We start from the raw sequence: 22,657 nt of genomic DNA, 5'->3' as shown, positions 1-22,657 counted from the left end.
CATGCTGTCCATCCGTCCGGCCGGCGAGTGCCGGTACGACCTGGTCTCCCTCGGCGAGATCATGCTGCGGCTCGACCCGGGCGAGGGCCGGGTCCGCACCGCCCGCACCTTCCGGGCCTGGGAGGGCGGCGGCGAGTACAACGTGGCCCGCGGCCTGCGCCGCTGCTTCGGGCTGCGGACCGCCGTGGTCACCGCGTTCGCCGACAACGAGGTGGGCCGGCTGCTGGAGGACCTCGTGCTCCAGGGCGGGGTGGACACGTCGCTGGTGACCTGGCTGCCCTACGACGGGGTCGGCCGCGCCGTGCGCAACGGGCTCAACTTCACCGAGCGCGGCTTCGGCGTCCGGGGTGCCGTCGGCACCTCCGACCGTGGCCACAGCGCCGCCAGCCAGCTCCGGCCCGACCAGGTGGACTGGGACCACCTGTTCGGCACGCTGGGCGTGCGGTGGCTGCACACCGGCGGCATCTACGCCGCCCTGTCCGAGACCACCCCGGAGACGATGGAGGCCGCGATGGCCGCCGCCGCCCGGCACGGCACCGTCGTCTCGTACGACCTGAACTACCGGCCGAGCCTCTGGAAGGCCGTCGGCGGGCAGGCCCGCGCGCAGGAGGTGAACCGCCGGCTGGCCCGGTACGTCGACGTGATGATCGGCAACGAGGAGGACTTCACCGCCTCGCTGGGCTTCGAGGTGCCCGACACGGACGCCTCGCTGTCCGAGCTGGAGGTGGCCAACTTCCAGCGGATGATCGAGGCGGCCACCAAGGAGTACGACAACTTCAAGGTCGTCGCCACCACCCTGCGTACCGTCCGCACGGCCACCGTCAACGACTGGGGGGCGATCGCCTGGGCCGACGGGCGGTTCGTCGAGGCGACCCACCGGCCCGGCCTGGAGATCATGGACCGGGTCGGCGGGGGCGACAGCTTCGCCTCCGGCCTGATCTACGGCCTGCTGGAGAAGGGCGACCTCGCCACGGCCGTCGAGTACGGCGCGGCGCACGGCGCGCTGGCGATGACCACCCCCGGTGACACGTCGATGGCCAACCTCCGCGAGGTCGAGGCGCTCGTCAAGGGTGCCGGCGCCCGCGTCCAGCGCTGACGCCCTCGCTGGTAAGGAAGGGCACCTTCCTATGCAAAAAGCGATAGGAAGGTGCCCTTCCTTACATCGCGGCGCGGGTGATCAGGGGCCAGAGGCCGTCGGCGCCGGCGGCGTCGAGGGCGGCCCGGGTCAGCAGGTCGTCCCAGTGCTGGACGGAGCCGAACTCGGAGCGCCAGGCGAGCACCGGCCGGGTGAGCCCGTGCAACTCGTGTTCGAGCGTGGTGCCGATGGCGCCGTGCACCTGGTGGGCGTTGCGGACCACCACCGTCGCCGCGTGACCGGCGCAGGACCGGGCCACCGCGACCGCGAAGGCCAGGCCGTCGTCGTCCTCCGCCGCGCGGGCCACCGCCGCGTCCGTGGCGACGCGCGCCAGGGACGACTCGGCGGCGATGTCCGCCACCAGGGCCTGCACGGCCTGGAACGCCGCCAGCGGACGGCCGAACTGCGTCCGGGCGGTGGCGTGCGCGACGCAGAGCTCCACGATCCGCTCCATCGCGCCGCACATCTGCACCGCCCGGGCGAGCGCCCCCCGCAGCAGCAGCCGGTCGGCGACGTCCGCGTCGACCGGCACCCCGTCGAGCAGGGCGAGGTCGACCGCCACGGTGTCGCGGGGCTCGCCCGCGATGCTGTCCGCCTCGGTCACCGCGACCGCCGTGGCCGGCACGTCGGCGACCCGCCAGCCGGCCCCGTCGGGGAACAGCACGACGACGCGGGTCGCGGCGCGCGCCCACGGCACCGCCCGGGCCCGTCCGTCCGCGTCCAGCACGCAGGCGGTACGCAGGGCGCCGTCGGCCGGCAGCCCCGCCCGCTCCAGCAGCCACCCCGCGAGCAGGTCGTGCTCGGCCAGCGGCAGCGGCACCGCGTGCCGGGCCGCCGTGGCCAGCAACGCCGCCGCCTCGGGCCAGCCGGCCCCCGCGCCGTACGGCTCGGCGCCGGTGAGCCGGGTCAGACCCAGCGACTCCAGCAGGCCCCACAGCTCGACGTCGAGCGTCGCGGTGACCTCGGTCCGCGCCGGCCGGTGCGCCGCGAACACCGATTCCAGCATGTCGACGAGTGCGGGGTCGACCCGCTCCGGCCCGGTCATCGGCGCATCCCCAGCCCCCGCGCGATGACGCCGCGCAGGATCTCGTTGGTGCCGCCCCGCAGCGTGAAGCCGGGCCGTTGGAGCAGGCCGGCGGCGAGCAGGGCGGTGAACCGCTCCGGCAGCTCCGTACCGTCGCCGGAGAGCTGGTCGGCGTACTCGGCGATGTCGCCCTCGGTCGCCGTGCCCAGCAGCTTGACCAGCGCGGCGGCGGTGTCCGCCGGCTCGCCGCGCTCCAGGGCCCCGGAGACCGCCAGCGACATCTGGTGCAGGCCGGCCAGCCGGGCCACGTACCGCCCGGCGTCGGTGTGCCGGGGCAGGAGGCCCGCGCGCATCCCCGCCACCGTCTCGGCGAGCAGCGGCACCGTGGAGAGGAACCGCTCGGGCCCGCTGCGTTCGTAGCCCAGCTCGGAGTTGACCTGCCGCCAGCCGGCGCCGACCTCGCCGAGGACCAGGTCGTCGGGGACGAAGACGTCGTCCAGGAAGACCTCGTTGAAGTGGTGGGCGCCGTTCATCGAGGTGATCGGGCGTACGGTGACACCGGGGCCGCGCAGGTCGACGATGAACTGGCTCAGCCCGGCGTGCCGGTCGGCGGTGTCCAGCGGCGCGGACCGGGCCAGCGCGAAGAACGCGTGCGCCCGGTGCGCGCCCGACGTCCACACCTTCGTGCCGGTGAGCCGCCAGCCGCCGTCCACCCGGACCGCCCGGGTACGGACGCTGGCCAGGTCGGACCCGGAGTCCGGCTCGCTCATCCCGATCCCGAAGTAGCACTCGCCCCGGGCGATCGCCGGCAGGAACCGCCGCTTCTGCGCCTCGGTGCCGAACCTCAGCAGCGTGGGCGCGATCTGCCGGTCGGCGACCCAGTGCGCGGCCACGGGGGCGCCGACCGCGAGCAGTTCCTCGGTGACGACGAAGCGGTGCAGGAAGGTCCGGCCGTGCCCGCCGTACTCCGTGGGGATCGTCATGCCGACCCAGCCTTGGGCGGCGAGGGCGCGGGTGAAGTCCTCGTCCCAGCGGGTCAGCCAGGTGTCCACGCCCGGGGTGAACACGCCCTGCGCGATCTGCTGGTGGAGGAAGTCGCGCACCTGCGTCCGCAGGGCCGCCAGCTCCGGCGGCGGCGCTGTCACCGGCGGCACCAACCGGCTGCCCATCGCGGTCACTCCCCGGTGAAGTGCGGATCGCGCCGGTCGAGGAAGGCCCGTACGGCCTCGTCGTGGTCCCGGGTCTGGTGCGCCAGTGCCTGCATCGCGGCGGACAGCTCCAGGATGCTGTCGAGGCTCTGGTGCTGGGCCTCGCGCAGCAGCTTCTTGGCCATCCGTACGGCGTGCGGCGGGTTGGCCGCCACCCGGTCGGCCAGCCGGCGCGCCTCGGCCAGCAACTCGTCGTGCGGCACGACCCTGGAGACCAGCCCCCACTCCAGGGCGGTCGCGGCGTCCACCCGGTCCCCGGTCAGCGCCATCTCGGCGGCCCGGGCGGCACCGACGGCGCGGGGCAGCAGCCAGGCGCCGCCGTCGCCGGGGATGATGCCGAGCTTGACGAAGCTCTCCGCGAAGAACGCCCGCTCCGAGGCGATCCGCAGGTCGCACATGAGCGCCAGGTCGCAGCCGGCGCCGACCGCCGCCCCGTTCACGGCCGCGATCAGCGGTACGTCGCACGCGTACATGGCCCGGGGGATGCGCTGGATGCCGCGCCGGTAGCCGTCGCGCAGCTCGTGCGGGGCGCCGCCGAAGAGGCCGACCCGGTCCGCCATGTCCTTGACGTTGCCGCCTGCCGAGAAGGCGCTGCCGGCGCCGGTGAGGATGACCGCCCGGACCGCCCGGTCGGCGTTGACCGCGTCGACCCGGGCGACCAACGCGTCGATCACGTCGTCGCCCGAGATCGGGTTGCGGGCCTCCGGCAGGTTGATCGTCCACGTCTCGACGGGACCGTCCCGCTCCACGAGAACCGGGTCGTCCACGCATGTCTCCTCGGTGTGCTGCTGATCTGGCCTGCCCCGAACCAATCACACGCCGACCCGGCCGGCAACGGCGGGGTCGAGATGTAAGGAAGGGTCCCTTCCTATCGCGTACGCGATAGGAAGGGACCCTTCCTTACATCTCACGTTCCGGTTACCTGAGGAAGGGGAGGCGCCGCACGAGCGGCAGACGCGCCCACCACCTGCCGAGGCCGAGCGTGTCGCCCGCTGCGGTGAAGGCGAGGACCGCGAGGATGCCGGCGTAGATGAGGTGGTCGTCCATGAAGGGGTTGTTCTCCGGAGGCAGCACGGCGGTCCACATCAGCACGAGGAGCAGCGCACCCGCCGCCGCCGCGATCCGCATGCCGACACCCAGGATGAGGGCGGTGCCGATGGCGGCAAGGCCGATCATGAAGAGCCAGTCGGCCCAGGCGGCACCGGCGAACGACTTGTAGACGTCGGCGAAGGGGCCGGCGACCGCGTTGCCGAGGAAGCCCTTGGTGGGGCTGCCCCCGTTGACCCAGGCCTTCGCGGCCTCGGTCTCGTGGCCCAGGCCGAACAGCTTGTCGAGGAAGGCCCAGAGGAACGTCCAGCCGAGGGCGAGACGCAGGCCGGCGAGGGTGTAGCGGGTGGCCTTCTCCCGTCGGGTCTCGACCGGGGCGACGGCCTCCCGGCGGGTGGTGCTGTCGATGCGGTTGACGGTCGGACGCTCGGCCATGGCGGTCATCTCGCCTCTCCCTTCACTTCTCTTTCCGACTCCATTGCACTCCGCTGGCGGCCGGTGGCAGCAGTGCCGGCGGACCACACCCGGCGGGACCTTCGGCCTGCGCCGACGGGACCTGCGGGCGCCCGGAAGCGGCGGCAGGGAGCCCCGGGTGCGGTGCCGCGACGGTTCGAGATGTTGGAATGCCTTGCGCCGCGATGGCATGATCGGCCGTCCACTAACGACCGTGACCGGGAGCGGATCTCGAGACGTGCGATCAACTGAGGGATCCTCGGCACGTCCGCTCCGCCTCGTCATCGCCGCGCACGCCGTCTCGACGTACGGCAGCTTCCTGAACATGGTGGCGTTGGGGCTGTTCACGTTGGAGATCACGGGCTCCGCCGCGTACACCGGGATCTTCATGGCGGTCCGCCTGTGCGCCGGTTTCGTGATGGGGCCGGTCGCCGGCATGCTGGTCGGCCGGTACGCGCGGGTCCGGCTCATGGTCGGCGGCGACCTGCTGGCGGCCGGCTCGCTCGTGCTGCTGGTCGCGACGCCCTCCGCCGCGCAGCCGACGGTGCTGCACGCGCTCGCCGTGGTCCTCGGCGGCAGCCAGACCCTGTGGACGGTCGCGCTGCGCAGCGGCCTGCCCCACCTGGTCGGGCCGGAGAACCTGGCGCGGGCCAACGCGAACCTGGTGGCGGCCCGGTCGGTGGCCATGCTGCTGGGCTTCGGCAGCGCGGGGATCCTCGTGACCCTGTTCGGCTACCACACCGCGTTCCTGCTCGACGCGACCTCGTACGCCGTCTCCGCCCTGCTGCTGTGCGCCGTCCGCGGCTGGCGTGCGGTGACCCGCCCCGCCGGCCAGGGGGCGCAGGGCCCTCGGCCGCGCGGGGCCGGGCTGGGCCGCCTCCTGCCACCGGTCGGCGCGCTGGTGCTGGCCATGGTCGCGGTGCGGTCCGTCGACGCGTTCGGGTCCGCCTCGCACAACGTGGGGCTCCCGGTGTACGCGAGCCTGGCCTGGCCGGACACCCCCGCCGCGTTCGCCGCCCTGTTCACCACGCCCTGGGCGATCGGTAGTCTCGCCGCCGGCCGGTGGTACGCCCGCCGGGCCGCCACGGCTGGCCACCCGGGGTCGCCGGCGGCCTTCGGCGTCGCCACCTGCGCGATGTCGCTGCTGTTCGTGCTCGCCTTCACCGGGCCGCCGATCTGGCTGCTGGTCCTCCTGGCGCTGGGCGCCGGCATGGCGGACGGCTACGCCGAGATCAGCTACACCACCCGGTTGCAGGCGGTGGAGCCGTCCCGACTGCCGCAGCTCGCCGGCCTGGCCAGCGCGGCGCAGAACGCCGGGTTCGGCATCGGCATGATCCTCAGCGCCTTCGCGCTCGACCGTCTGGCGCCTCTCGCGGTGGTCGCCCTGGCGCACGGCCTGGCGCTCGTCGCCGCCGGTGCCTTCCTCGTCCGCCACGCCCGGCCACCGGCGCACCGCCCGTCCCGACAGTCCACGCAGGAAGCCGAGGTGGCACCGTGAAGGCCGCTCCGTCCGCCGAACGTCCCGCCCTGAGCTACGGCGGGGACCTCCCCGGTGCCGCCGACCATCCCCGCACCCTGGACGAGGCGCTGGTGCGGGCGGCCCGGGACTTTCCGCACGCGGGCATCCGGGTCGTGGATCCCGACGGCCACGAGACGTTCCTCGCCCACCCGGAACTGCTCGCCCGGGCCCGCGCGGTGCTGTCCGGGCTGCGGGCGCACGGCCTGCGCCGGGGTTCGTACGTCATCCTGCGGATCACCTCCGGCGAGCGGTACTGGCCGACGTTCTGGGGCTGCGTACTCGGCGGGATCGTGCCGCTCACCGCCGCCGCGCCCACCGGATACGACGCGGACAACCCCACCGACGCCGCCCTCGTGCACGCCTGGCGGGTGCTGGGCGAGCCCGTGGTCCTGGCCGGACCGGAGGATCTCGACGCACTGGCTCGGTTGGAGCTGCGGGACTGGGTGGTCGCGGTGCCGGAGCTGACCGAACCGGCCGGTGCGGGCCGGCCCGCCGGTCCCGACGTCGATCCGGCCGCGGCGGACGACCCGTCGGTCACCGATCCGGCGGCGGTGGCGCTGCTGCAACTCTCCTCGGGCAGCACGGGCCGGCCGAAGGTGATCCCGTTGACGCACCGGGGGCTCTCGGAGTACGCCGTCGGCGCGCGGGAGATGCTCGACATCGGCCCGGCGGACGTCCTGCTCAACTGGCTGCCGCTGGACCACTCCGCCGGGCTGCTCCTCTACCACCTCGGCGGCGTCTTCCTGGGCGCCACCTCCGTCCACGTCGCCACCGAGCGGGTGCTCGACGACCCGCCGCGGTGGCTGGAGCTGATGCGGCGGCACCGGGTCACGCACAGCTGGGCACCGAACTTCGGCCTGCGGCTGGTGGCCGACGCGGTCGCCCGCGACCCCGGGCGGCGGTGGGACCTCGGCGGGGTGCGCCGCATGGTCAGCGGCGGGGAGCAGTGCCTGCCGGAGACCTTCGAGGCGTTCGTCGCGGCCACCGGGGTGCCGGCGGAGGCCATGACGCCGGCCTGGGGCATGTCGGAGACCTGCACCGGGATCACCTTCGCCTCGTTCACCGAGCCCGGCACCCGGCTGCGGATCCGGACGGCCAGCCTGGCCGGCGAGCTGGCGTACGCCACGGACGACGACGACCCGGACGACGTCACCGAGTTCCTCTCCGTGGGACCACCCGCGCCCGGCGCCACCCTGCGGATCGTCGACGCCGCCGGAGCGCTGCTCCCCGAAGGGCGGGTCGGCCGGCTCCAGGTGCGCTCCGCGCGGGTCACGCCCGGGTACCTCGCCGAGCCGGAGGCGACCCGGCTGGCCTTTCCCGACGGCGACGGCTGGCTGGAGACCGGCGACCTCGCCTTCATGCGGGACGGCCGGACGACCATCACCGGCCGCGCCAAGGAGATGATCATCCTCAACGGGCACAACCTGCCCTGCCACGAGGTCGAGCAGGCCGCGGGTGAGGTGACCGGGGTGCGGCGCGGGCTGGTGGCCGCCGTGGGCGTACCGGACGACCGCACCGGCACCGAGTCGCTGGTGATCTACTACGTGCCCGACGGCGAGGCCGACGCGGCACCGGACGAGGTGGCCACGGCCGTCGGCGCCGTGGTGGCCCGCCGCTGGCAGGTCGCGCCCGCGCGGGTGCTGGCGGTCGCCGAGGAGGAGTTCCCGCGTACCACCGGCGGGAAGATCCAGCGCGCGGAGCTGGTCCGCCGGTTCCTGGCCGACCGGTCGTCGCGACCGCCGCGCGGCGGTCGGGGGACGGCCGACGCCCCGGCCTCGTCGGCTCTGCCGGCCCAGTCGGGTCCACCTGGCAGGGCCGAGGTGCGTGCCCTGCTGACGGCGCTGCTCACCGACCTGACCGGCGGTCCCGTCGATCCGGCGCGGCCGTTCTACGAACTCGGCGTCGGCTCGGTCGAGATCGTCCGCCTCCGGGCCGGCCTGGAGCGGGCGCTGGGCCGCCGCATTCCGCAGCCGGCGCTGTTCGCCCACCCGACGGTCGACGCGCTCAGCGCACACCTCGCGGCCCCGGCGGCCGCGCCGGCAGCGGAGCCCACCGGCGGACCGGCCCGGGACCGGCGGATCGCGGTGATCGGCATGGCGGTCCGGTTCCCCGGCGCGCGCACCGTCGAGGACTACTGGGCGAACCTGTCGGCCGGGGTGGAGAGCGTCCGCTCCTTCACGCCGGCCGAACTCCTCGCGGCGGGAACCCCGCAGGACAGGGTCGACGCCCCCGACTTCGTCGCGGCCAGTGGCGTCCTGGACGACGACATCGCCGCCTTCGACGCCGGCTTCTTCTCGATCAGCGCCCGGGAGGCGGAGCTTCTCGACCCGCAGCACCGGCTGTTCCTGGAAACCTGCCACCACGCGTTGGAGGACGCCGGGCACCCGGGCGACGGCCCGGGCCTGCGGACCGGCCTGTACGCCGGCAGCGGCATGAACCTGTACCCGGAGCACACCTACCTCCGCCACCACCTCCGCCCGGCGGCCGGCTCCGCCGACCCGGCCGAGTCCATCGGCGTCGCGCTCGGCAACCAACCGGACTTCCTGGCCACCCGGGTGGCGTACCGGCTGGGACTGACCGGGCCGGCGATCAACGTGCAGAACGCCTGCTCGACCTCGCTGGTGGCGGTGCACCTGGCGGTGCGCGCCCTCCTCGACGGCGAGGTCGACCAGGCCGTCGCCGGCGCCGTGGCGGTGCACGTGCCGCAGGTGACGGGCTACCGGTACACCCCGGGATCGATCCTGTCGGCGAGCGGGCGGTGCCGGCCGTTCGACGCCGACGCGGACGGCACGGTGGGCGGCAACGGCGTCGCCGCCGTGGTGCTCAAGCCGCTCGACCGGGCCCTCGCCGACGGCGACCACGTCCACGCGGTGATCCTCGGCTCGGCCGTGAACAACGACGGCGCCGGCAAGGTGGGCTTCACCGCGCCCGGGGTGGCCGGCCAGGTCGACGTCGCCCGGCGGGCGCTGGCCGCCGCGCGGATCCCGGCCGGGTCGGTCGGGTACGTCGAGGCGCACGGCACGGGCACGGCCCTGGGCGACCCGGTGGAGCACCACGCCCTCGCCGAGGTGTACGCCGCCGGCCGGCCCTTCCTCGGCTCGGTCAAGGCGAACATCGGGCACCTGGACAGCTGTGCGGGCATGGCCGGCCTGGTCAAGGCGATCCTGACCGTGCGCTCCGGCCAGGTCACCCCACAGATCAACTTCACCCGACCGAATCCGGCGACCGACCTCGCCGAAGGGCCCTTCACCGTGGCCACCCGGAGCACGGACTGGCCGGCCGGGCTGCGGCCGCGTCGGGCGGCGGTCAGTGCGCTCGGCGTGGGTGGCACCAACGCCCACGTGATCGTCGAGGAGCCGCCGGAGCCGTCAGCGCCCGCAGCGTCGGCGCGCCCCGCGCCGGGGCTGCTGCCCCTGTCGGCGGCCGACCCGTCGGCGCTGCTGGAACTGGCGACCGCCTACCGCGACCTGCTCCGCAAGGACCACGCACTCCCGCTCGCCGACCTGGTCACGAGCGCCGGGCGGCGCAGGCGACACCTCCGGCACCGCCTGGTCGCGCTCGGCACCTCCGCCGCCGCCCTGGCCGACAGCCTCGACCAGTACGTCACGTCGGGCGCGGCGCGCGACGTCCTGGCCGGCCGGGTGGGGTCGGCGGAGGTCACCCCGGTCGCCCTGGCCTTTCCCGGGCAGGGCGGCCGGGAGTGCGTCATCCTCGATCTCGCCGACCGGTTCCCGGTCGCGCGGGCCGTGCTGGACGAGGGAGCCGCCGCGTACCGCAGGGCGACCGGCGGCGACCTCGTCGCCCGACTGCGGGAGCAGCCCGGGGTCCGCCCGACGGACGTGGCCCAGCCGGCGCTGGTGGTCACCGCGATGGCGTACGCCGAGTTGTGGCGGTCGTGGGGGCTCACGCCGGACGTGGTCCTCGGGCACAGCGTCGGGGAGTACGCCGCCCTGGTGGTGGCCGGCGCGCTGTCGCTGACCGACGCGGTCGGGCTGGCCGCGCACCGGGGTCGGCTCCTGCGGGACACGCTGCCCCCGGGCGCGATGCTCGCGGTGCTGGCCGACGAGGAGACCGTCGAGGACCTGACGAGCGGGTCGACGGTGGAGATCGCCGCCCGCAACGGGGTGGAACACCACGTGGTCGCCGGCTCTCCCGAGGCCGTGGCGGCCCTCGCCCGGGTCGCCGGACGGTGCGGCGTGGCGACCCGCCCGGTCCCGGTCGACCGGGCGTTCCACTCGGCGGCGGTGGACGCGGTGCTCGACCGGCTCCGCCAGGCGACCGGCGACGTGCGGTTCATGCCCACCCGACTGCCCCTGGTCAGCACCCTGGACGGCCGGGTACGCCCGCCCGGCTGGCTGCCGGACGCCGACCACCTGTGCCGGCAGGCGCGGGAGCCGGTCGCCTGGGCCACGGCCGTGGACACCCTCGCCGCGCGGGGGATCCGATCGGTCGTCGAGGCGGGCGCGGACGGGACGCTGACCGGCATCGCCCGCACCGGCCCGGCCGGCCTGCGCTGGGTGCCGTCGCGGCGCCGTGACACCCGACCGGTCGACGGGCTCTGGCGGGCCGTCGCCGAGCTGCACGTGGCGGGCGTCCCGGTCGACTGGGCCGCGCTCACCGCCGACTGCGCCGGACGGGCGGTACCGCTGCCGGCCTACCCGTTCCAGCGCCGTCGCTTCTGGGCTGCCGCGCCCGCCGCGCCCGCCGCGCCGGTGGCGCTCGCTGTGCCGACTGCGCCCGCCGTGCCTGCCGCGCCGGTGCTGCCCGCCGCGTCGGTGTTGCCTGCCGCGTCGGTGTTGCCTGCCGCGTCGGTGGTGCCTGCCGCGTCGGCGGCGTCCCGGGACGCCACGGAGGCCGGACCGGTGCTGGCGCGCATCCGAGCCCTCACCGCCGACCGGCTCGGCCTGGCCGTGGCAGAGGTCGAGCCGGACGAGACGTTTCTCGGCCTCGGTGCCGACTCGCTGCTGCTGATCAGCATGTCCCGGCAGGTCGACCACGAGTTCGGGGTACGGGTGCCGGTCCGGGACCTGTTCGCCGCCGTCGACACCCCCCGCCGGCTCGCCGAGCTGGTGACCCGCGGCGCCCCGGCCGGTGACGTCGCCTCGGCCGAGCCGCCCGCCGCCGTGCCGGTCGCGGCGGCCCCCGTCCCGCCCGCGTCGCCCTCCGTTCCGCCCGCAGCGGTGCCCGTCCCGCCTGTGGCGGCCCCCGGCGGGTCCGCGACGGTCCCCGTCACGTCCAGTCCGCCGGCACCGGTCGACCCGGCCGGTGCCGCCCGGGACGTGCCGGCCGACCTCGTCACGATCGTGCACCGCCAGCTCGACCTGATGCGGGAGCAGCTCGCGCTCCTCGCCGGCACCGGCACCGCCACCACCGGCACCACCACCGGCACCACCACCGGCACCACCGCCGTCAGCACCGGCACCGTCAGCACCGGCGCCGGCACCGGCGTGCCGGCCGGCTCCGCTCCGGCGGTGCGGCCGGGGCCGGTCGCACCAGCGGCACCGGCCGCGCTGGTCGCCAGCACCCCGGAGACCGTCGACTTCAGTCTGTACTTCTTCGGCGACTACCCGGACCGGGCCCGGGACGACGCCTACGGGGCCATCATCGAGGCCGCCGAGTTCGCCGACGCCCACGGCTTCCACGCGGTGTGGCTGCCCGAGCGGCACTTCCACTCGTTCGGCGGGCTCTTTCCCAACCCGTCCGTGCTCGCCGCCGCCCTCGCGACCCGGACCCGCCGGCTGCGGCTCAACGCCGGCTCGGTGGTGCTGCCGCTGCACCATCCCGTCCGGGTCGCCGAGGAATGGTCCATGGTGGACAACCTCTCCGGTGGCCGGGTCGGGCTCGGGTGCGCGCCCGGCTGGCACGCCAACGACTTCGTCTTCCACCCGGACAACTACGGCCAGCGCAAGCAGGTGATGTACGACAACCTGGAGACCGTACGGCGGCTGTGGCGCGGCGAGGCGGTCACCGCGCGGTCGGGCAGCGGGGAGGACGTCGACGTCCGCCTGTTCCCCCGCCCGGTGCAGGCGGAACCGCCGACCTTCACGGCCATCGTCGGCAACCCGGACAGCTACGTCGAGGCCGCCCGCCGTGGCCTCGGAGTGGTGACGAACCTGATGACGCAGGACGTCGACCGGCTGGCCGAGAACGTCGCGCTGTACCGGCGTACCCGTGCCGAACACGGCCTCGATCCCGCCGGTGGGCGGGTGGTGGTGCTGCTGCACACGTACCTCGGCGACGACGCCGCGCAGGCGCGGGCCACGGCGTTCGAGCCGTTCTGCGCCTACCTGCGTTCCTCGTTCAGCCTGCTCGGCCAGGTCGTCAACAGCCTGGGCATGAACATCGACCTCGCCGACACCCCCGACGAGGACGTCCGCTTCGTGCTGTCCCGCGCCTACGAGCGGTACTGCGCGCAGCGCGCCCTGATCGGCTCGCCGGAGAGCTGCCGGCCGGTGCTCGACGCGGTGCTCGCCGCCGGCGCCGACGAGATCGCCTGTTTCGTCGACTTCGGCCTGCCGGCACAGGCCGTCCGGGACGGTCTGCCGGTCATCGACGCGCTGCGGCGCGCGACGCCCCGTCGGCCGGCCCGGACCGTCGCACCGGCGGCCGCCGGGACGCCCGCCGCGAAGGCCACCGGGGCACCGGAGCCGGGGGCCGCCGGGACGCCCGCACCGGGGGCCGCCGGGACGCCCGCACCGGGAGCCGTCGAGGCCGCCGCGGCGACGGTGAGCGAGACCGCGCCGCTGACGCCCGGCCAGCGGCGGCTGTGGCTGGTCGAGCAGGCGTACCCGGGGACTCCCGCCTACACGGAGGGAATCTCCGTGCGGCTGCGCGGCGTGCTCGACCCGGTGGCGCTGCGCGGGGCGTTGCGGGACGTCGTCGACCGGCACGCGCCCCTGCGGACGACCTACCGCGAGGTCGACGGGGAACCCTGCCAGGTCGTCCACCCGACGACGGCGGTGGACCTGCCGGTCCGGGACCACCCCGGGGGCGACGAGGACGCCGTGGTGCGGGCGGCGATGGCCCGGGAGAGCAGCCGGGTGTTCGACCTCGCCGAGGGCCCGGTCTTCGCCTTCGAGCTGCTGCGCTTCTCCCCGACCCACCACGTCCTGGTGATGTCGTTCCACCACCTGGCCACCGACGGCGGCTCGTACGGGGTCCTGACCCGCGAGGTGGGCGCGTACTACCGGGCACGGTGCACCGGCACGTCGGCCGAGCTGCCCCCGCTGGCGGTCACCTACCCGGAGCTGGCCAGGGCGCGGGCCCGGGCCGCCCGCGAGGACGTCGACAGGCGCCTGGGGTACTGGCTCGACCTGCTCGATCCGCTGCCGCCGACCCTCGTCCTGCCCTCGGACCGGCCCCGGCCGGCCACCGTGTCGGCGGCCGGCGAGAGCGTCCTCACGGAGTTCCCGGCGGAGCTGACCGAACGCGTCGGGCAGCTCGGTCGCGCCGAGCGCGTCACCTCGTTCACCGTCCTGCTCGGGGCGATCGGGCTGGCGCTGTCCCGGCTGAGCGGCCAACCGGACCTGGTGGTCGGCACCGGCATGAGCGGCCGCGACGAGGATTCCGAGGAGCTGATCGGGTTCTTCGTCGACACCGTGCCGCTGCGGCTGGACCTCACCGGCGACCCGAGCTTCCGGGACCTGCTGGCCCGGATCCAGCGGGGCGCGGTGGACGCGTACGAACACGCGGTCGCCTTCGACGACCTCGTCGGCGCGCTCACCCCGAACCGGGAGGCCGGCCGCCACCCGCTCTTCGACGTGGTGGTGGAGTACGAGCGCGGTGACCCGGCGTTCCGGTTCGACCTGCCGGGGGTCACCGCCGAGCCGCTCCCGGTGGGGCTGGCCAGGTCGCCCGTCGACCTGGTCGTCCACCTGTCGCACGGCGACACCGTGCGCTGCCACGTCGAGTACCGCACCGACGTGTTCGACCGGGCGGCGGTGAGCCGCTTCCTGGACCACGTCGGGCGGCTGCTGGACCGGGCCACCCGGCGGCCCGACGAGCCGCTGTCCCGCCTGGCGGCACAGGTCGACGACCAGGCCGGTCGCCTGGACGGGCCCCGGACGGCCACCGGCGACGACCGGCTGCACGAGCTGTTCCTGCGGCAGGCGGCCCGCACGCCGGACGCCGTCGCGGTGGTGGGCGGGACGACCCGGTGGACGTACCGGGAGCTGCGGGAGCGGGCCGACCTGCTCGCCCGCCGGATCGCCGCCGCCGGCGTCGGGCCCGACGACCTCGTCGCGGTGCTCCTGCCGCGCCGGCCGGAACTGGTCGCCGCGCAGCTCGCCGTGCTGATCGCGGGCGCCGGGTTCCTCCCCCTCGATCCGCGGCTTCCCGCCGCCCGGCTGGCCGCCCTGCTCGCCGACAGCGACGCCCGGCTGCTGGTCACCGCGCGGGACGTCGACGCACCGGCGGGAGCGGCATGCCTGTGGGTCGAGGACCCGGCCGAGGCGGACCTGCCGGCACCGACCCGGGTGCCGACGGCGGAACAGGTGGCGTGGTGCGTCCACACGTCCGGCTCGACCGGCCGCCCGAAGGGTGTCCTGGTGCCGCACCGGGCCGCCGTCGACGCCGTGAGCTGGCACGTGCGGGCCCTCGCGCTCACCGGGGCCGACACCGTCGGCCACGCGCTCGGCCTCGGCTTCGACGCGAACCTCGCCGAGATCCATCCGGCGCTCGCCGCCGGCGCGACGGTGCATCTCGTACCCGAGGAGGCGCGGGCCGACCCCGCGGCCCTCGTCGCGGAGTGGTCCCGCGCCGGCGTCACGGTGGCCTTCCTGCCGGCACCGCTCGCCGAGCTGGTCTTCGCGACCGCGCTGCCCGCCCGCGCCCCGCGCACCCTCGTCGTGGGCGGCAGCCAGCTCCGGCGCCGGCCACCCGTCGGGTTCCCGGCCGAGGTGATCAACGCCTACGGTCCGACCGAGGGCAGCATCGTCACCACGGCGGGCCCGGTGCGGGTCGACGCCGCCGGGCCGATCGACATCGGCACCCCGGTCGACAACCGCCGGCTGCGCCTGCTGGACGGCGCGGGCGTGCCGGTACCCCGGGGCGCGGTCGGGGAGCTGTACGTCGGTGGGGCCGGCGTGGCCCGCGGCTACCTCGGCCAGCCCGCCGCGACGGCCGCCGCCTTCCTGCCCGACCCGGACCTGCCGGGCGCGCGCGTCTACCGCACCGGGGACCTGGTCCGGGAACGCGGCGACGGCACCCTCGAGTTCGTCGGCCGGGTGGACGACCAGGTCAAGATCGCCGGTCAGCGGACCGAGCCGGGGGAGTCGGCGGCGGCACTCGCCCTGCTGCCCGGGGTGCGCCAGGCCACCGTCGTCGCCCGGCACGACCGGGGCGACGAGCCCTACCTCGCCGCGTACGTCGTGGCGCACGACGACGGCGGGCCGGCCGCGGGCCGCGCCGAACGGCTGGCCGCCATGCTGGCCGACCGCCTGCCCGCCCACCTCGTGCCGCGCGCCTGGGTGTTCCTGGAGGCCCTGCCCACCACGGACAACGGCAAGGTGGACCCGGCGCGGCTGCCCGCGCCCGCCGCGCCCGACGCGGACGAGCGGCCCCGCACCCCGGCGGAGCAACTCGTCCACGACGCCTGGTGCGCCGAGATCGGGGTGGCCCGCCTTCCCGTGGACGTCGGGTTCTTCGCCGCGGGCGGTCACTCCCTGGCGGCCGTACGCCTGGCCAACCGGCTGACGGACGTGCTCGGCGTGCGGGTCGGGGCGCACCGGGTGCTGCGCAGCCCGGGCATCCGGGCGATGGCCCAGGACCTGGTCGTCGGCGGCGGCGCCGAGGTCGTGGACCGGGCGCCGGCGACCCACCAGCAGGAGCTGATGTGGCATCGCCAGCGGCAGGCGCCCGATCCGCCGTCGGTGCACATGGCGGTACGGCTGACCCTCGCCGGCCGGCTCGACGTGCCGGCCCTGGAACGGGCCGTGGGTGGTCTGGTCACCCGGCACGAGGCGGTACGCACCCGCCTGGTGGAGCGGGACGGGGAACTGGTCCAGGAGGTGCTCGCGGACCGGCCGGGGACGCTGCCGGTGTGCGATCTCGCCGCCGACGAGGTCGAGCGGTGGTGTGTGCGGACCGGCCGCGAGCCCTTCCCGGACGACACCGGCCCCTGGCTGCGGGCCCGGCTGGCGCGCCTGGGCGACGACTCGTGGGTGCTGATGCTCGTCGTGCACCACCTGTGCGGTGACGGCTGGTCGATGCTGCAACTGCTCGACGAGCTGGGGCGTGGCTACGCCGCCGAGGCGGGAGCGGGCACCCCGCCCGCCGCGCCCACGGCACGCTACGTCGACCACGCGCGCCGGCAACGGGCGGCCGCCATGACGCCGGCCGTCGAACGGTACTGGCGGGAGCACCTCGCCGGAGCGCCCCGATCGGTGCCGCTCCCGACCGACCGCCCCCGGCCGGCGCGACCGTCCCGTCGGGGCAGCGAGTTCACCTTCGACATCCCCGGCGAGCTGACCGACCGCCTGGCCGGCCTCGCCGAGCGCTGCGGCACGACGCTCTTCCCGCTGCTGGCCAGCGGGTACGCGCTGCTCGTCAACGAACTCACCGGCATCCGCGACATCGTGCTGGCCTGCCCGTACGCCCACCGCGACGACCGGAAGTACGAGTCGGTCGTGGGCCTGTTCACCAGCCCTCTGCTGCTGCGCTTCCCGGTGGACCCGGCGGTGCCCCTGCCGGAGCTGGCGGCCGCTCTGGACCAGGCGTTCCTCGACGCGATCCGGCACCAGCCGGCAGCCCTGGCGGACGTGTACGCGGCCCTCGACCCGGGCTGGCGGGTCGGCCGGCCACCACCGGTCGCCACGACGCTGTTCGGCTGGAACCCCGCGGTGCCCCAGGTGCGGCTGCCGGGGCTCGTGACGCACACCACCGACCAGGGGCTCGGCTGCGCCCGCCGGGACTACTCCACGGTCGTCACCCCGTACGAGGGCGGCCTGCGCGGCGTGGTGGAGTACGCCACGGACCTGTTCGACGAGGCGACGGTGGCGGCCTGGTGCGACCGGTTCGTGGCCATCCTCGCCGCGGCCACCGACGCAGAGCCGGGCCGGGCGGCCGGCTGACGGGGCCCGGTCCGCCGCGCCGGCGTGACGGAAGCCACCCGGCGGGGCCGGCGGGGCGGAGATGAGCAGGAACTATGGTCGGGCCATGACCTCGGACGCCGGCAGCCGCGACGACTGGACCGCACCCGGAGCGTTCGAGGTCGCCCCCGGCGTCCACCGCGTGCCGTTGCCGTTGCCCAACGACGGCCTGCGGGCCGTGAACGTGTACGTCCTGCGTGCCGACGACGGTCTCGTGCTCGTCGACTCGGGCTGGGCGATCGCCGAGGCGCGGGCCACGCTCGACGCGGCCCTGAAGGAGCTGGACGCCTCGGTCTCCGACGTGCGCCGCTTCCTCGTGACGCACGTCCACCGCGACCACTACACGCAGGCCGTGCACCTGCGCCGGGAGTTCGGCATGCGCGTCAGCCTCGGCGCCGGCGAGCGCGCGAGCCTGGAGGCGTCCATGGCGCCGGACCGCAACCCGCTCGCCGAGCAGCTCGGCCACCTGCGGCTGCTGGGCGCCGGTGACCTGGCCGACACGCTGGCCGGCCTGATCGGGGCGCGGCGGCCCGCCGACTACTGGGAACTGCCCGACGACTGGTTCCAGGACGGCCAGCGGGTCCGGCACGGAGACCGCGTCCTGGACGTCGTCGAGACGCCGGGCCACACCCGGGGCCACGTCGTCTTCCACGACACGGCCGAGCGCCTGCTCTTCGCCGGTGACCACGTGCTGCCCACCATCACGCCCTCGATCGGCTTCGAGGCCACCCTCTCGGCGAACCCGCTGGGCGACTTCCTCGGGTCGCTCGCGCTGGTCCGGCAGCGGCCGGACGCGCGGCTGCTGCCGGCGCACGGGGCGGTGACCGAGAGCGTCCACGCGCGCGTGGACGAACTCGTCGCGCACCACGGGGCACGGCTCGACCAGACGGAGGCCGCCGTCGCCCGTGGTGCCCGGTCGGCGTACGAGGTCGCCGGGCAGTTGCGCTGGACCCGGCGGGAACGTCGGCTGGGCGAACTCGACCCGTTCAACACGATGCTCGCCGTCACCGAGACGGCGGCGCACCTGGACCTGCTGGCCGCGCAGGGCCGCCTGACCCGCACCGACGTCGACGGGCTGCGCTGCTACGCCACCGCGTGACCAGCGTCTTTGCGTCGTCTGCGGTCGGCTCCGGCAGTCGGGTGGTGAGCGCGGCGGGCCGGCCGCCTACGATGCGGCGTATGGCGTTGTTGCACCGGGCGAAACTGCACCCCACGAAGTTCGAGCTCCTGGCGGCCTGGCTGCCCGGCCGGCCGTGGTACCGGGGGCCGGCGAATGCCGACGTCGAGAGCGTGGCGGCCTACCGGTTCGACGATCCGGCCGGCGCCGTCGGCGTGGAGACGATGCTCGTGCGGGCCGGTGACGGGCCCGTCCACCAGGTGCCGCTGACCTACCGTGGTGCGCCCCTCGACGGCGCCGACGACTGGCTCGTCGGCACCAGCGAGCACTCCGTCCTCGGCCGGCGCTGGGTGTACGACGCGTGCGGGGACCCCGTCTACGCCGCGGCGCTCGCCGCCGCCGTGCTCGCCGACGCCGGGCAGGCGGAGGTGTTCTTCGAGGTCGACGGCCGACGGGAACACCGCGAGCCGTCGATGACCGTCACCGGCAGCGGCGCCCGGGGCACCAGCGTGCCGGCGGTCGGCGCCGTCCGTCGTGTGGTGCAGGACGACCCCACGCTCATCGTCACGGACACCGTGGAACTGGCCGTCGTCCGTTGCCTCGACGGCGGCCACCGGGCGACCGGCGCGACGCTGACCGGCACGTGGGACGGCCAGCCGGCACCGCTGCCGCTGGCGTACGCCCGGCCGGTCTGAGGTTGCCGCGGCGGGTGGCCGTCAGTCGCCCAGCCGCTGCCGGGCCAGGAACTTCGGCACCACCATCCGCCACGCCTCCGTCACCAGCTCGGTCATCTGCTCGGCGTCGAGCCGGGCCAGGTGGCAGCACACCCAGTTGAACCGCAGGTCGGACGCGCCGGGCAGGAAGAACAGCTCCGGCTCGGCGGCGACCAGCCCGGCCCGCTGCTCCTTCGGGTAGCCGAAGCCCATCGTCTGCTCGTCGCGGGAGAAGGCGACGTAGACGATGGAGCCGACCCGGAACTTCACCCGGTCGCGGACGAGGTGCTCGCTGCTGCGGGGCAGCGTCCGGGCCAGCGCGCGGACATCGGCCACGGTCACCATGCACGGCACGGTAGCGCAGCCCACCGACAACCCCCGGTCGGGCGCGGGGCAGGGGTCTTGTATTCCTATCTATCCAGTAGGAGATTTGTCGTCATGTCGCCCGGTCAGCTGCTCACCTCGCGTCGGGTCGTCGACCTGATGCGGGTCGCCTCGCAGCTCTGTCCGGGCCCGCGTCCGACGGCCTGACCGACCGCCCCGCCGGGCTCGCTCCATCGCCGCCCGGACCTTCGTCGATCATGAGGTTGGCGGTGAAGATGATCACCTCCACTGCCGCTAACTCCATGATCAACGGGGGATCCGGGCGGGGGCGGTCGGGCCGGGAGCGGCGCGGCGCGCCGCCCCCGGGACGCTCAGGTGGTGGGGACGCCCAGGCGGTCGAGCAGGTGCCGGCGCAGCGTGCCGAAGGCCGGATCGTCCGGCGTACGGCCGTTGCCCAGGTCGACGGGGAGTTCCTCGGCGATGACGCCCGCATCGAGAAGCAGGATCCGGTCGGCGAGCAGCAGCGCCTCGTCCACGTCGTGGGTGACCAGCAGGGCGGCGAAGCCGTGCTCGGCCCGCAACCGGCGCAGCAGCCCCTGCATCCGCAGCCGGGTGAGCGCGTCGAGGGCACCGAACGGCTCGTCGAGCAGCAGCAGGTCGGGCTCGCGGACCAGCGCGCGGGCGACGGCGACCCGTTGGGCCTGGCCGCCGGACAACTCGGCCGGCCACGCCCGGCGCCGGTCGGCCAGCCCCACCTCGGTCAGGGCCCGATCGATCCGCTGGTCGGTGTCGGCGCCGGACAGGCCGAGCCCGACGTTCTCCGCGACCCGCTTCCAGGGCAGCAGCCGGTGCTCCTGGAACACCACGGCGGCCGGGCCGCGTACGGCGGTCTCGCCGGTGGCCTCGCCGTCCAGCCCGGCGAGGATCCGCAGCAGCGTGCTCTTGCCGGAGCCGCTGCCGCCGAGCAGGGCCACCACCTCGCCGGGTGAGATGGTCAGGTCCACGCCGGCCAGCACGACCGTCGGGCCGAACGCCCGGTGTACCGCGCGGGCGGTCAGCACCGGCGCCGTGCCGGTCAGGTCGCCCGCAGTCCGCGACGCCATGTCAGCGTCCTCCTCTCCACGACGCGCAGCGCGAGGTCGGACGCCAGCCCGAGCAGCGCGTAGATCAGCAGGCCGAGCACGACCACGTCCGTCTGGCTGAACTCGCGGGCCTCCATCATCAGGAAGCCGATCCCGGTCTGGGCGTTGACCTGCTCGCCGACGACCAGGCTGAGCCAGGCCGCCCCGATCGCCAGCCGCAGGCCGAGGAAGAGGGCGGGCAGCGCGCCGGGCAGCACCACGTGGCGCAGCCGGGCCGCCTGCCCGAGCCCGCAGGTCCGGGCCGCCTCGACGAGGCGTTCGTCGATGTCCCGGATGCCGGCGTAGGTGTTGAAGTAGATCGGGAAGAACGCGCCGAGGGCCACCAGGCTGATCTTGAGCGACTCGCCGATGCCGACCCAGATGATCAGCAGCGGCACCAGGCCCAGGTGCGGGAGCATCCGGGCCATCTGCACCGGGGGGTCGACGAGGTCGTCGCCGAGGCGGAGCAGCCCCGCCACGGTGCCGAGGAACAGGGCGAGGCCGCCGCCGACGAGCAGGCCGACGCCGGCGCGGGTGAGCGAGTCGACCAGGTGGACGGCCAGTGTCCCGTCGCGGGCCAGCCGCCATCCGGTGGCCAGCACGTCGCTGGGCGCCGGCAGCTTCTCCGGCGCGAGCAGCCCGGTCCGGGCGGCCAGCTCCCAGCAGAGCACCAGCAGCACCGGGCTGGCGAGCCGGCGCCACCGCCGGGCCGGCCGTGCGGGCCGCCGGGGCCGCGCCGGGGCGGTCGCCGTGACCGGGTCCGGGGCGTCGGCCAGCGTCGTACGACTCACTGGAACACCTCGTTGAACCGGCTGTCGACGCGGGCCCGGATGTCGACCGGCCCGGGGACGAGTTCCAGCGCGACGAAGCCGTCCGCGATCGCCTGGAGTTCGTCGCCGACGGCGGGGGTGACCGGGGCGAGCGGCTTGGCGCTGCGATCCAGGGCGCGGCTGGTGATGTCCTCCGCGATCTTCAGTTCCGGCGCGAGCGTGCGCGCCCGCTCGGCGGGGTTGGCGATGCCCCAGTCCGTCACCGTCCGGTACGTGCGAAGGAAGGCCCGGATGTCGTCCGCGCGGTTCTGCACGGCGTCCGGAGCGGCCAGGACGTACTCCCGGTTGCTGGCGAGGCCGGTGGCGTCGGCGAGCACCCGGACCCCGGGCTGCTCGGCCAGGGCGAAGTACGGGTCCCAGATGATCCAGGCGTCGACCTGTCCGTTGTCGAACGCGGGCCGCCCCTCGGCGGGCTTGAGGTACTTGACGTTGATGTCCTTCAACGTCATCTTGTTCGCCTCCAGCAGCCGGACGAGCAGCCAGTGCACGTTGGAGCCCTTGTTGAGGGCGACCGTCCTGCCCCGCAGGTCGGCGAAGCTGCGGTAGCCGCTGTCGTCCTTGACCAGCACCGCCTCGCCCTGGGGGACGGGCGCGGAGGTGCCGATGACGGAGAACGGGATCTTGCCCGCCGCCGCGAAGACGGGCGGTGCCTCGCCGACCTGCCCGATGTCGATGGAGCCGGCCTTGAGCGCCTCGGTCAGCGCCGGGCCGCTCTCGAACAGCGACCACTCGACGTCGGGGGCGGCGTTGCGCGCCTTCACCAGGCTCAACCCGCCGAAGCGCTGGTAGCCGATCCGGAGTGGACGCTTCTCGCCGTCGCCGGCCGTCGCGGATCCGTCGCCGCAGGCGCTGACGCCGCCGGCCGCGACCAGTGCCACGGCGGTGAGCAGGGCCGTCGCCAGGCGGCGTCGGCGGGGGAGGGCCGTTTTCGGGGTACGCATGACAACTCCTACGGGGTGGACCAGGGGATGTGATCGCTTCGACAGGCATCGACGGGGCAGTAGCCTACTAACCCGGTAGGTTTTATGGGTAGTCTGTCGGCGGAATCGTCCCACCCCTCAGGAGGTGCCCGGCCGCCG

The 22,657-nt window shown here is 75.2% G+C and carries 13 protein-coding genes; 5 read left to right on the top strand and 8 right to left on the bottom strand.

The genetic code is table 11. From position 1 onward, the window contains the following. Window position 1 precedes the first annotated feature (1 nt). The gene (locus tag ABZ809_RS10405) at window positions 2-1,096 is read left to right on the top strand and encodes a sugar kinase (protein ID WP_357562180.1); all 1,095 of its coding nucleotides are present in this window, start codon (window positions 2-4) and stop codon (window positions 1,094-1,096) included. Between the two features lie 61 nt (window positions 1,097-1,157). Here ABZ809_RS10405 and ABZ809_RS10400 read toward each other — a convergent pair whose 3' ends face one another. The 4 genes from ABZ809_RS10400 to ABZ809_RS10385 all read right to left on the bottom strand — a co-directional run bounded on the left by ABZ809_RS10400 (window position 1,158) and on the right by ABZ809_RS10385 (window position 4,858). Further along, the gene (locus ABZ809_RS10400; protein WP_357562179.1) at window positions 1,158-2,180 is read right to left on the bottom strand and encodes an acyl-CoA dehydrogenase family protein; all 1,023 of its coding nucleotides are present in this window, start codon (window positions 2,178-2,180) and stop codon (window positions 1,158-1,160) included. Beyond that, window positions 2,177-3,328, bottom strand: coding sequence for an acyl-CoA dehydrogenase family protein (locus ABZ809_RS10395; protein ID WP_357562178.1), 1,152 nt, complete (start codon window positions 3,326-3,328; stop codon window positions 2,177-2,179). Before ABZ809_RS10395 ends, ABZ809_RS10400 begins: the two co-directional genes overlap by 4 nt. 5 nt (window positions 3,329-3,333) lie before the next feature. After that, complete coding sequence (locus tag ABZ809_RS10390) at window positions 3,334-4,134, bottom strand: crotonase/enoyl-CoA hydratase family protein (RefSeq protein WP_357562177.1); 801 nt, start codon at window positions 4,132-4,134, stop codon at window positions 3,334-3,336. 151 nt (window positions 4,135-4,285) lie between these two features. After that, window positions 4,286-4,858: a hypothetical protein gene (locus ABZ809_RS10385; protein WP_357562176.1), complete on the bottom strand. Its 573-nt coding sequence runs from the start codon at window positions 4,856-4,858 to the stop codon at window positions 4,286-4,288. Window positions 4,859-5,105: 247 nt separating this feature from the next. On the opposite strand from ABZ809_RS10385, the gene ABZ809_RS10380 reads away from it, so the two are divergent. The 4 genes from ABZ809_RS10380 to ABZ809_RS10365 all read left to right on the top strand — a co-directional run bounded on the left by ABZ809_RS10380 (window position 5,106) and on the right by ABZ809_RS10365 (window position 19,285). After that, complete coding sequence (locus ABZ809_RS10380) at window positions 5,106-6,365, top strand: MFS transporter (RefSeq protein WP_357562175.1); 1,260 nt, start codon at window positions 5,106-5,108, stop codon at window positions 6,363-6,365. After that, the gene (locus ABZ809_RS10375; RefSeq protein WP_357562174.1) at window positions 6,362-17,455 is read left to right on the top strand and encodes a MupA/Atu3671 family FMN-dependent luciferase-like monooxygenase; all 11,094 of its coding nucleotides are present in this window, start codon (window positions 6,362-6,364) and stop codon (window positions 17,453-17,455) included. Before ABZ809_RS10380 ends, ABZ809_RS10375 begins: the two co-directional genes overlap by 4 nt. An 85-nt stretch (window positions 17,456-17,540) precedes the next feature. Continuing rightward, entirely contained in the window at window positions 17,541-18,572 is a 1,032-nt protein-coding gene (locus tag ABZ809_RS10370; protein WP_357562173.1) for an MBL fold metallo-hydrolase, read from the top strand. Window positions 18,573-18,652: 80 nt separating this feature from the next. Continuing rightward, window positions 18,653-19,285 carry a hypothetical protein gene (locus tag ABZ809_RS10365; RefSeq protein WP_357562172.1) on the top strand — a complete coding sequence of 211 codons (633 nt, stop codon included), beginning with the start codon at window positions 18,653-18,655 and terminating at the stop codon, window positions 19,283-19,285. Between the two features lie 21 nt (window positions 19,286-19,306). Here ABZ809_RS10365 and ABZ809_RS10360 read toward each other — a convergent pair whose 3' ends face one another. The 4 genes from ABZ809_RS10360 to ABZ809_RS10345 form a co-directional block, all read right to left on the bottom strand. Continuing rightward, complete coding sequence (locus ABZ809_RS10360) at window positions 19,307-19,648, bottom strand: MmcQ/YjbR family DNA-binding protein (protein WP_357562171.1); 342 nt, start codon at window positions 19,646-19,648, stop codon at window positions 19,307-19,309. Window positions 19,649-19,998: 350 nt separating this feature from the next. Further along, entirely contained in the window at window positions 19,999-20,730 is a 732-nt protein-coding gene (locus ABZ809_RS10355; RefSeq protein ID WP_357562170.1) for an ABC transporter ATP-binding protein, read from the bottom strand. Beyond that, complete coding sequence (locus tag ABZ809_RS10350) at window positions 20,703-21,539, bottom strand: ABC transporter permease subunit (protein WP_357562169.1); 837 nt, start codon at window positions 21,537-21,539, stop codon at window positions 20,703-20,705. Before ABZ809_RS10350 ends, ABZ809_RS10355 begins: the two co-directional genes overlap by 28 nt. Then, window positions 21,536-22,519, bottom strand: a complete 984-nt coding sequence (locus tag ABZ809_RS10345; RefSeq protein WP_357562168.1) for an aliphatic sulfonate ABC transporter substrate-binding protein — start codon at window positions 22,517-22,519, stop codon at window positions 21,536-21,538. Before ABZ809_RS10345 ends, ABZ809_RS10350 begins: the two co-directional genes overlap by 4 nt. Between the last annotated feature and the right edge of the window lie 138 nt (window positions 22,520-22,657).

This window comes from Micromonospora sp. NPDC047074, assembly GCF_040643815.1.
Lineage (GTDB): Bacteria > Actinomycetota > Actinomycetes > Mycobacteriales > Micromonosporaceae > Micromonospora.
The sequence above is the reverse complement of the archived record's forward strand: the minus strand, read 5'-3'. Positions and strand labels throughout refer to the sequence as shown.